Origin of the sequence: Fibrobacter sp. UBA3629 (assembly GCF_002374005.1) — a bacterium.
Lineage (GTDB): Bacteria > Fibrobacterota > Fibrobacteria > Fibrobacterales > Fibrobacteraceae > Fibrobacter.
This window is the reverse complement of sequence record NZ_DFLC01000024.1, coordinates 26,181-36,381: the sequence shown is the minus strand read 5'-3', so window position 1 is coordinate 36,381 and position 10,201 is coordinate 26,181. Positions and strand designations below refer to the sequence as shown.

At 49.1% G+C, this 10,201-nt stretch carries 4 protein-coding genes and 1 pseudogene; 1 reads left to right on the top strand and 4 read right to left on the bottom strand.

Annotation, left to right across the window (positions count from 1 at the left end):
- Window positions 1-439 (bottom strand): annotated as a pseudogene (locus B2310_RS08310) (hypothetical protein); the annotation flags it as partial.
- 138 nt (window positions 440-577) lie between these two features.
- Between B2310_RS08310 and B2310_RS08305 the strand changes: the two are divergent.
- On the top strand, window positions 578-2,476 hold the full coding sequence (locus tag B2310_RS08305) for an ABC-F family ATP-binding cassette domain-containing protein (protein WP_290730420.1): 1,899 nt from the start codon (window positions 578-580) through the stop codon (window positions 2,474-2,476).
- Window positions 2,477-2,500: 24 nt separating this feature from the next.
- On the opposite strand, the gene B2310_RS08300 is transcribed toward B2310_RS08305, so the two are convergent.
- The 3 genes from B2310_RS08300 to B2310_RS08290 all read right to left on the bottom strand — a co-directional run bounded on the left by B2310_RS08300 (window position 2,501) and on the right by B2310_RS08290 (window position 10,201).
- Window positions 2,501-2,629, bottom strand: coding sequence for a hypothetical protein (locus B2310_RS08300; protein WP_290730417.1), 129 nt, complete (start codon window positions 2,627-2,629; stop codon window positions 2,501-2,503).
- A gap of 11 nt (window positions 2,630-2,640) precedes the next feature.
- Window positions 2,641-9,189: an InlB B-repeat-containing protein gene (locus tag B2310_RS08295; RefSeq protein WP_290730414.1), complete on the bottom strand. Its 6,549-nt coding sequence runs from the start codon at window positions 9,187-9,189 to the stop codon at window positions 2,641-2,643.
- A 151-nt stretch (window positions 9,190-9,340) separates the two neighbouring features.
- A complete protein-coding gene (locus tag B2310_RS08290; protein WP_290730411.1) occupies window positions 9,341-10,201 on the bottom strand; it encodes a hypothetical protein in 861 nt (286 codons plus the stop codon).

Here is a 10,201-nt window from a genome sequence, read left to right as displayed (position 1 = left end):
TTGTACCGTTGGTGCCGTCCGTTCCATTGGTACCATCCTTACCATTAGTGCCATCAACGCCATTCACGAGCACGCCTACGGAGTCGCCGGCGCAAAGCACCTTGAAACCGCCATCGAAAGGCTTCACAACACAAGAAGTTCCATCCTTACCGTCGGTGCCGTTCGTACCATTGGTGCCATTTTTACCATCGGCTCCGTTCTTGCCGTTGGTACCATCTTTACCGTTAGCACCGTCTTCGCCGTTCTTCACGGTACCGACACTCTTGCCTCCGCAAATCATGTCGAAGCCGGAACCATCCTCGAGCGCCTCGGCAACGCAGCTCGTGCCATCGGCCCCGTCTGCACCCGGAGCACCGTCCGTACCGTTTTCACCTGAACAGGCCACAAGCGCCAATCCCGCCGTGAAGCCAACTGCGTATGTCCATTTTTTGATAGTCATGCTATCTCCTTTTTTAGGGGTTAGAATCTTCTTACTTTTTAATGTAAGAAAAAAAAAACATTCGTCAACACTTTTCGTAAGTTTCGTAATTTTGTGCGGAATTTGGCACGGCAGGCGGTTTTTTCTAAATTTGCTCCCGTGATCCAGATTCAGAACGTCTCCAAATCATTCGGCGTGCAAGTTTTGCTCGATGGCGCAAGCCTGCTCGTGGGCGACCATGAGCGCGTAGGGCTCGTAGGCCGTAACGGTTGCGGCAAGTCCACGCTGTTCAAGATGATTCTCGGGCAGGAATGCCTTGACGGCGGTTCCATCGACATTCCCAAGAAATACACGCTGGGCTACCTGCAGCAGCACCTGAACTTCACGCACGCGACCGTGCACGAGGAGGCCTGCAGTGTCTTGAAGCCCAATGAAGACGGCTGGCTGGAAGAACACAAGGTAGAAGCGATTTTGTTCGGTCTCGGATTCGACGAAGAATCCATGCACAAGAGCCCCTCGCTCCTCTCGGGCGGTTTCCAGATTCGCCTGAACCTCGCGAAGGTCTTGGCGAGCGAGCCCGACATGCTATTGCTCGACGAACCGACAAACTACCTCGACATCGTGTCGATGCGCTGGCTCAGCCGTTTTCTGCGTAGCTGGAAGGGCGAAGTGCTCCTGATTACGCACGACCACCACTTTATGGACGAGGTCTGCACGCACACCGCCGGGATTTTCCGCCATAAGATTCGCAAGGTGAAGGGCACCGTAGAAAAGCTCCGCGAGACGGTGGCCGAAGAAGAGGAAGTCGCGCAACGCACGCAAGAAAACGAGGCGAAAAAGAAGGAACAGCTCGAGAAGGTTATCGAGCGTTTCCGCTACAAGGCCGCGAAAGCCGCGATGGTGCAGTCCAAGATCAAGGCCGCCGCAAAGCTTGCCACGAGCGAGCGCCTCACGCACGAACGCAATCTGGAATTCAGCTTTACCGAGGCAGGTTTCCCCGGCAAGAGGATGCTGCAGATTAAGGGACTCTCGTTCGCGTACCCGAACAAGGGCGAAGACGGCACCGTGCAGGGAATGGGTCCCGAGCTCATCACCGACTTGACGATGGAAGTATTCAAGGGCGACCGCATCGCAGTCATCGGCCCGAACGGCCGCGGTAAAACGACGCTTTTAAATCTGATAGCAAAGGAACTGCAGCCAACCGCAGGCGAAATCAGCTACAACCCGAACCTACAGATAAACTATTTCGGACAGACGAATATCAACCGTCTGAACCTCGACAACACCGTCGAAGAAGAAATTGCATCGGCGATTGAAGAAGTATCGCAGAAGAGCCGCGCCCGCGGGCTTGCAGGCCTCATGATGTTCAGTGGCGACAACGCGCTCAAGAAGGTGAAGGTGCTCTCCGGTGGCGAAAGGAGCCGCGTGCTCCTCGGGAAGATTCTCGCAAGCCCCTGCAACATGCTACTGCTCGACGAACCCACGAACCACCTCGACATGGAAAGCATCGAGAGCCTCATCGACGCGCTCGAAGACTACGAAGGCACAGCGCTGGTGGTGACCCACGACGAGGAACTCCTGCACGCGTTCGCCACAAGGCTCGTGGTGTTCGACGGCGGAACCTGCCGCATATTCGAAGGCACGTACGCCGACTTCCTCGAGAAGGTGGGCTGGGCATCCGAAAAGAAGCCCGGCGGTGCAAACTCCGCGAACATCAAGGTATCGAACATCGACGTGATGGGCGACTCGGAGAATGCCGCACCCCGCGCCAAGGAAGACCGCAAGGCCCGCGCCGACTACATCGCCGAACGCAGCAAGGTCATCAAGCCGCTCGAAAAGAAACTTGCAAAAATCGAGGAAGATATCGCGAAAGCCGAAGCCCTCGGCGGCGAACTCGAGGCAAAGCTCGTGACCGCCTCGGAAAGCGGCGACGGGAACGCCATCACCGCCATCGCCAAAGACATGGACGACAACAAGAACCTTGTCGACAGCCTCTACGCGGAATGGGAACGGACTAGCGCCGAACTCGAAGCCGCGAAGGACAAGTACCCGATATAAGCAATTAACTCAAGAAACGCTTATTTACCCAGCCTCGTTTCCATAACCAGACGGATCGCTAGCTTCCTGCAAAATGGGGCGTTTCTGTTTTAGTTCTACAACGTTCATTTCCGGAGCGGTGTATTCTTTTTTCTGTTCCATTGCGTTATCCATAGTTATAACCTCTACTTCCTTATGTACATTCCCTTCGCCTTGGGCGTCCCATTCACATTACGGCCCTTAAGGTCGAATGTGCGCGCCGGGCGATTCAATATAAACTCTCCCGTGCGGGTATTGAAATGCCCAATAACGGTAGTCTCTTCACTGCCATCCTCCCTTTCGTAGATGATTTCGACTTCAATCTTTTCGGGAAGGTCCTCGTCTGCAACACTAACCTTGGCATTCTTGTTAAGTCCTCTTGCGAAGCTCCGATCAAGCGGCTCATTGATGAGGTAGGCACGCATCGGGCGGATCCATGCACCATTGGTAAACTTTACGAAGTCTCCTGCAGAAACGCCGGTAGCATTACCCGCAGCATACCCATATACCTTGCCAACCTCGCCGTCACCGTCATACCACTCACGCCTTTCGAGCGCGCCACGGAATACCCAGTCACCCACGCGGGTTTCCGGAGTTTCCGTCGGCAAGAGTTTTTGCTTACCATGGAATGTGAGTGTATTGTCAGCAAGCTGAATTATGTACGGTGTGTACGCCGTCAGGTTTCCGGAAAGCGACGAACAAACCTCATTGACGTCATTCTGGCACCAGACCGCCCTCATCTGAACCTTCTTCTTGCCATTTCCATCGACGCCCATGCCGTCAAATTTCAATACCTGCCTCAAACCATCAATACTCGACCCATTGATGTCAACGGGCAACACGATAGTGGAATAGCCGCTAGTGGTAAATTCTCGATTGAAGATAAGCGTATCAACAGATATTTCCTCAGGAACATATACACCATCATAGCCATTATACATTCCATTAACAGTAGCTACCGTATCTCCATCTTCGTTTACTTCAACAGAAATTGCAGCATAGTGGACAGACTTCACAAGCGTCACAGTCAAGTCGAGACCGGAGTATGTCGAGGCGCTATAATAGCACTCCTTGTCATTATCGCATCCCCGGAACCTTATTTCCATGTAATCGCCCATAATGGCACCAACATCAGTTGCGAGGCCTTCTCCCGTACTCGTTATCTCATGATTAGTATAATCTCCATTATTTTCAACATCAATTAAAAGACGACCCGTCGCTGTTGCGGTCATAGAGCCAGTCAATTTAAAGACGTATCCACCGGGAGCATGCATAGAAATCCTTCCATTAGCAGACGTAGTATAATTGCCATCACTACCACCATCATCGTATATCTTGAACGACTTGACATTACCAGGAATTGATGCATACAAGTCATTCCATTCGTTGCTTGGCATATTGATAAACAAGCCATCCTCTGCAGTAAGCTTATCCGTAAATGCCGGGATAACCGTAATATTGGTCGAAGGCATGGTAAACGACGGATTACCGTAATTGTACCATGTCGCTCCAAGCTCTACAACGGAATTGCCATCAGTATCCTCAACTCGGATGCCTTCCAAAATGTGGGTTGCATCGTGACGTATTTCGAGATTAACGGTTTGTCCAGCGAGGGCTTCGTCCTTGCTACTAGAAACAGTCCCGCCAACAGCTTCTGCAACAGCTACCGTATACTTTGTAGCAACACCACCAACCGTCACTGTCAAATCAAGACCTTCACAGCGGTTGTAGGATATCGTTACCGTGTCGCCGGTACTCTGATACTGCCCTATATCTGTTGACTGATAGCCCCAATAGTATCTATCCTGCGGAGGATATTCCGTCCATTCTATCTGTCCGTCATGGATATTCAAGTGCGAATCCGAAGAAATACTTCCCGCAATCAAGAATCCACTTCCGTCAGTAGAAGCAAGTTCAATGATATTATCACTATAATCGCTTGTGCAATGATATTCATCCACATCGGCTGCATAGAGTTTGAACGATGTCACCCCTTCGGGCACAGTAAACTGCATCGCATTTCCACCAGACGGCATCCTGATATAAAGCCCACCTTCGGCAGTCAAGTTATTCGTAAACTGGGGCATCACCGTAACAGCATTGTTCGGCATGACAAATGTTACGGTGTTATCCGCATCCCACGTTGGCTCGCTCGTCTTTACAGGACTATTTTCCGAGTCCACGACATTGACTCCGGTAAGGATGTAGCCCGTCGCCGAATGAGCCGTCAATGTCACCGTTTCACCAGGATAAGCTGTCGCCTTGTCGATAGAAGCCGTTCCGCCTGTATACTCACCCAAAGCAACTTCGTGCGCCTCAGCCGCAACAAGCGTCACCACCAGCTGCATATCGGCCGGATTTCCAAAATCCTTCCCCATCATAGGGTTACATGAAAAATCTAGAGTCATCACATTTCCAGAACTCGTCACAGTCGCGACATTCTTCGTTCCGCCCATATATTCAGAATTAACCTCACTAATTACAGATGCAGAAGCATCGCCATCGTGAATAGACAATCTCGCTATTGCCATATAACGACCAGTTATTGAACCCAAAGCCTGCAATCTATACCCAATGGGCGCCCTCAATACAAGATGTCCATCCGCACCCAAGACACTGCTCGCATTCAATCCACCATCATCATAGACCTTGAACGAGGATACACCTTCAGGTATATCTACGGTCATATCCCCCGACGCAGGCATATTGACAAACAGCACAGACGAGGTCCAGTTATCTGTAAAGATAGCCTCCGCACTAACATCCGAATAAGGCATCGTAAATGTTGCCGTATTCGATGTCGCCCATGTACCGCCGGTCACCTTCTTAGAATTTCCATTTGCATCCGTAACGCGGATTTCCTTTAGCAAATAGTCGCTCCTTGGAACCGCAGTCAATGTAACAGTTTCACCCGTAGCCGCAGTTGACTTATCCGAAGAAACGGTTCCCCTTAGGTTATTATAGGTAAGCGCTATTGCATGCTCTATAGAGGCATCCACAAGTTCTACAGTCAAGTCTAAGCCATCAAACGCAGTCCCACTATTGCCGGTATTGAACATCAATGTCATCACTTGACCCGAACTATAATAAGTTCCAACATCTTTATCGTATCCGCTCAAGCTACTCAAAAGAATGTCTCCAGAACGCTCTCCGTCAATAATACGCAGATAATCATTGTCCGACCCCGTAGACACGGTACCCGTCACGCGGAAAACAAATCCCTCAGGCGCATGCATCACTAGGCTATTGATTCCGCTGGACTTCGTATATTCGCCACTCGCACCGCCATCATCATAGACCTTGAACGAGGTAACATTGGCCGGAATATATGCCGCTATTTCCTGATCTTCGATAGGCATGTTTATAGATAGGTCATTAAAGTTGCCCGTAAATGTCGGAGAAACGGTAACGTACATGGCCGGCATTTCGAACGATGCCTGATTGCCAGAATACCATAAGCCACCATCAACTTCTACAGAATTGCCTATAGAGTCAATTACATCCATAGACAACAGAATCTTGCCTTCTTCAGGGGTCGTCTGCAGGTAGACGTATTCCTGAACAACAGCAGAAGCCTTATCACTTTGAACTGTTCCTCCAGTAATGTCTTCCGCAATTTTCACTTCGTGCGGCGTACTAGCATCTATGAGAGTCACTGTCAAATCAAGGTTGTAACTGGCATCGTCAGAATCATATTCCAATTCAATACTAGAGGTCTGACTGACTACGACATCCTTATCTGTACCGCAATAACCCCACAGGCATTTACCGCCATATTCATTTTTCCCTTCAATCCTAAAAACATTAGCAAGTTCGTCCGACAACCCACTCACCTGCATAACATACCCATCTGGGGCTTGCAATTCTAATGTCCCACGACCATAATAATCGTTAAAATTATCACGATAAATTTTGAACGATGTGACTTTACTCGGGATATTTACATCAATTCTACTTCCATCCGTCGGCATAACAACATAGAGTCCTCCTTCCACAGAGAAGTTATTTGTAAACACCGGACTAACTGTTACATCCTTGTTCGGCATAACAAAGCTGGCCTGATTATTCGAATACCAGAGCCCGCCACTGACCGCAACGGAATTATGGCCTTCTGTCTCATAAACATCTACCCGACTCAAAAGATAACCTTGTTCCGGAGTCGCACTCATCTGTACGGTTTCTCGATACTGAGCAGAGGTCTGAACATCCAGTGTACCACCCACTGACGGGGAGTACGTTATCGTAAGCGCAGGAGGTTCGTCGAGGACAGAAACTGTCAAGTCAAGGCCTTCAGCGACACCGTCATTACTCGTTCCAAACTTTAACGTCAAAACATTTCCTATGCTGGAAACAGGCTCAATCTCGGCCCCTTCCGAATTGCCCCAATATTCCAAGTAGGCAGAACCATCTTCATCGCCCTCGTAAATGGAAAGAGAGCCGCTCCAATCCTTTCCATCGCTATATGACCGTTCATAACCCGTTACTTGAAGGATTTTCCCTTCTGGTGCAGTCAGTTCAAGGATTCCCTCTATTCCTTTACTGAAATTGCCATCCTTGCCTCCATCGTCATACACCTTGAACGATGTTACTCCATCCGGAATCGTTATATACTGCTTGCCGTTCTTAGGCATGTTGACATAAAGCCCCCCCTCGGCAGAGCGCGCCGTCGCATAATCGGGAGTAACCGTAACGTCAGCATAAGGCATTGTAAATGTAGCCGAATTGTTCGTGTACCAGGTACCGCCTTCAACAACAACATCATTGCCATTTTCGTCTACAACATTAAGTCGATTCAACCAAGAATCTTCAGACAAATCAACGTTCAAAGAAACTGTTTCTCCGATTGTTGCGGAGGCCTTATCCGAGGTAACCGTTCCTCCCGATACATTAGCAACAACAATATTATGCTCTGTGGTGTAGTTCACCAAGGACACCTTCAAATCAATACCAGAACGTGTGCTACCATCATCCGAATAGAATGTAAGCGTTATCGTGCGTGCCGCGCTGGCAAAAGAAACGTCAATATTTTCACCGCTATAATCCTCTAAAGATTCATAATTATTCGGAACACCTTCATAAATCTTTATTCCGTCGTAACCACCTTCCGTATTCACCGTCCCCGTAATCAAGAACGAAAAACCATCCGGCACAGTCAGGATAATAGAACCATTGGCACCATCGCTATAATCCCCATTTTTACCACCATCGTCATAGACATTGAACGAAGCAACGCCTGCGGGAATAGTTATTTCCCTTGTCTCATCATAAGACATATTGATATACGCTCCACCCTCCGCTGTAATGTTATTAACAAACGTTGGCGTTACCGTAACACCGCTTCCAGGCATCGTAAATTTTACAGTCCTATCATCAGAATACCATTTGATTTCGGAAACGCTAACAGGGGATCCATTCTCGTCAACAACAGAAACGCCACCAATAAATTTGTTTTCGTCGGGTGTCAAAGTCAATGTTACTTCATCGCCAAACATTGCTTCAGTTTTGTCGCTAGCAACGGTACCTCCACCCGCCTGATTCAGCACCACCGCATGCGATGCCGAGAAGTCAACAACGGACACAGTTAATTCGAGGCCAGAATATGTTTCACTTCCATCCGAATTAAAATAAAGCACCATTGATCGTCCCGTACTACTAGTAGAGACATCAACATTTACACCATCCAGAGATGCCACAAACTCATTATCATCCAAGTCACCATTATAGATGCTGAAGTAATCACATTTCGGTTCCGTATTTAATTTTCCCGAGATTTGCAATATATGTCCCTCTGGTGCCGTCAATACAAGATATCCATCCGCATCATTACTATAATCTCCATTCTTGCCACCGTCATCATAAATCTTAAACGATGAAACTCCTGCCGGAATAATGATATTTTTCGTTCCCGAAACAGGCATATTGACAAAGGCTCCGTCAGCGGCAGAAATACGCCCCACAAACTGAGGCGTTACCGTTACTTTACTACCAGGCATAATAAACTTTGCCGTATTAGTACCAGAGTACCAGTTGATTTCGGAGGTCTTCACAATGTTTCCACTGGCATCAACAACCGATACGCCCTTTATCAAGTTACTACCGCTCGGGGCCAGAGTCAGAGTCACTTCTTCGCCAAAGGTCGCAGTTTCCTTGTCGCTAGTAACAATCCCTCCTTCCGCGGTATTCAACTCCACTGCATGTGATGTCGAGGCATTACCTACAGAAACATTCAACTCAAGACCAGAACGTACTTGACTCCCATCCGAATGAAAATAAAGTATCATGGTACGTTCCGCACTAGTAATCGAAACGTCTATACCCTCTCCCGACATTTTACCCAAAAGGTATTCACCTTCCTCCCCGCTCTCCGACACCTCGTTTTTATATATCTTTAAATAATCATAACCTTCTTCCGTATTCACAGTTCCGGATACAACAAACGACAGGCCTTCCGGCACGATCAAGACTAGATATCCATCCTCATCATTGTTATAGCTTCCATACTCTCCACCGTCGTCATATACGGTGAATGATGTTGCACCCTGAAGGATCAGGGTGTCATAATCGGATTCTGGCATATTGATATACTTTCCGCCAGTCTCCGGACTAGTCTGCAAATTCACCTGCCCGGCATTTGCCACCGAGGCAAAGAAAGCTATCAGAGTAAATAGGAAAAACACATGAAGTTCCTTTTTCATGCCAGACCTTCCTTTTTTAATAATTATATAACATTATTATAAACTTATACTGAAAAGGGGCTAAAGTCAAGAACCCCAATTCTTGCAATAAGCAGAATCACGTAAAAATGATACTTTTTGTTATCTCGTAAACAAAAAGTTACAACTAACGCTATTTAGAACGCTTCACGCCCAGCGTAAACGTGTCATCGCGACTGCCCACCTTCTCGGGGCCAGCCATCACCTTCCATTCGAGTTTCGAGATGTACGCGCCCGTACCCACGAGCCTTCCCTTGTCGCTACGGGCATTCCACGCGAGGAACACCTTGCCCGGATTTTTCCGACAGTCCCCGCCAAAGATATCCACATCGGAACACGCCACGGAGCCCTTCGCCCGGTTCACGAACTGCCCGAGGCTCGAGAAGTAACTCACCTCCCACACGATGCGTATGGAATCAATCGACACGGAATCGCCCGCAGTGAGCGCCAGTTCCTGCATGTCGTAGTTCAGCAGTTGGCCCGGGAGCCCGTGCTGCTCGATGGCATCCTTCAGCGACATCTCCGGGTCAACAACTACGGGCTTCACGCCTTCCTGCCAGGCAAGCGTTTCAATCGCGCGTTCTTCCGTGAGGGTCACCAGGCCCGCATCCTCCACTAGCAGGCGCTGCCCGCCGATGATTCGCACCCACGGGTTTTCAAAATGCGGCACGTTGCCGTTCAGGTCGCGCAACACGCCCGGCATAAGCCGCACGGAATCGCCCACCGCAGGAACCACCGCATCTTCACCTCCATAAAAATGGAGATCGTAACGTACGCCATTCTGCACCCTGGAAATACTGGATGAAATCAGTTGCGTAGATGCCTCCGCACCCATACGCCATATCTTGAAACTAAACATGTCGGCCGCAGCGAGATTCGTGTCGAGCGTCCCTTCGCTCAGCAACAGCGTAAGCGTCGTGAGCTTGTCCGTCCCCGGAGTCACGATGGCGCTCATGAGTATCGGGCCCACCCTATCCTCAATCACGCCGTTCAT

Coding starts and splice junctions, on each gene's coding strand:
- B2310_RS08300 (WP_290730417.1), bottom strand. CDS start 2,629: ATGGATAACGCAATGGAACAGAAAAAAGAATACACCGCTCCGGAAATG.
- B2310_RS08290 (WP_290730411.1), bottom strand. CDS start 10,201: ATGAACGGCGTGATTGAGGATAGGGTGGGCCCGATACTCATGAGCGCC.
- B2310_RS08295 (WP_290730414.1), bottom strand. CDS start 9,189: ATGAAAAAGGAACTTCATGTGTTTTTCCTATTTACTCTGATAGCTTTC.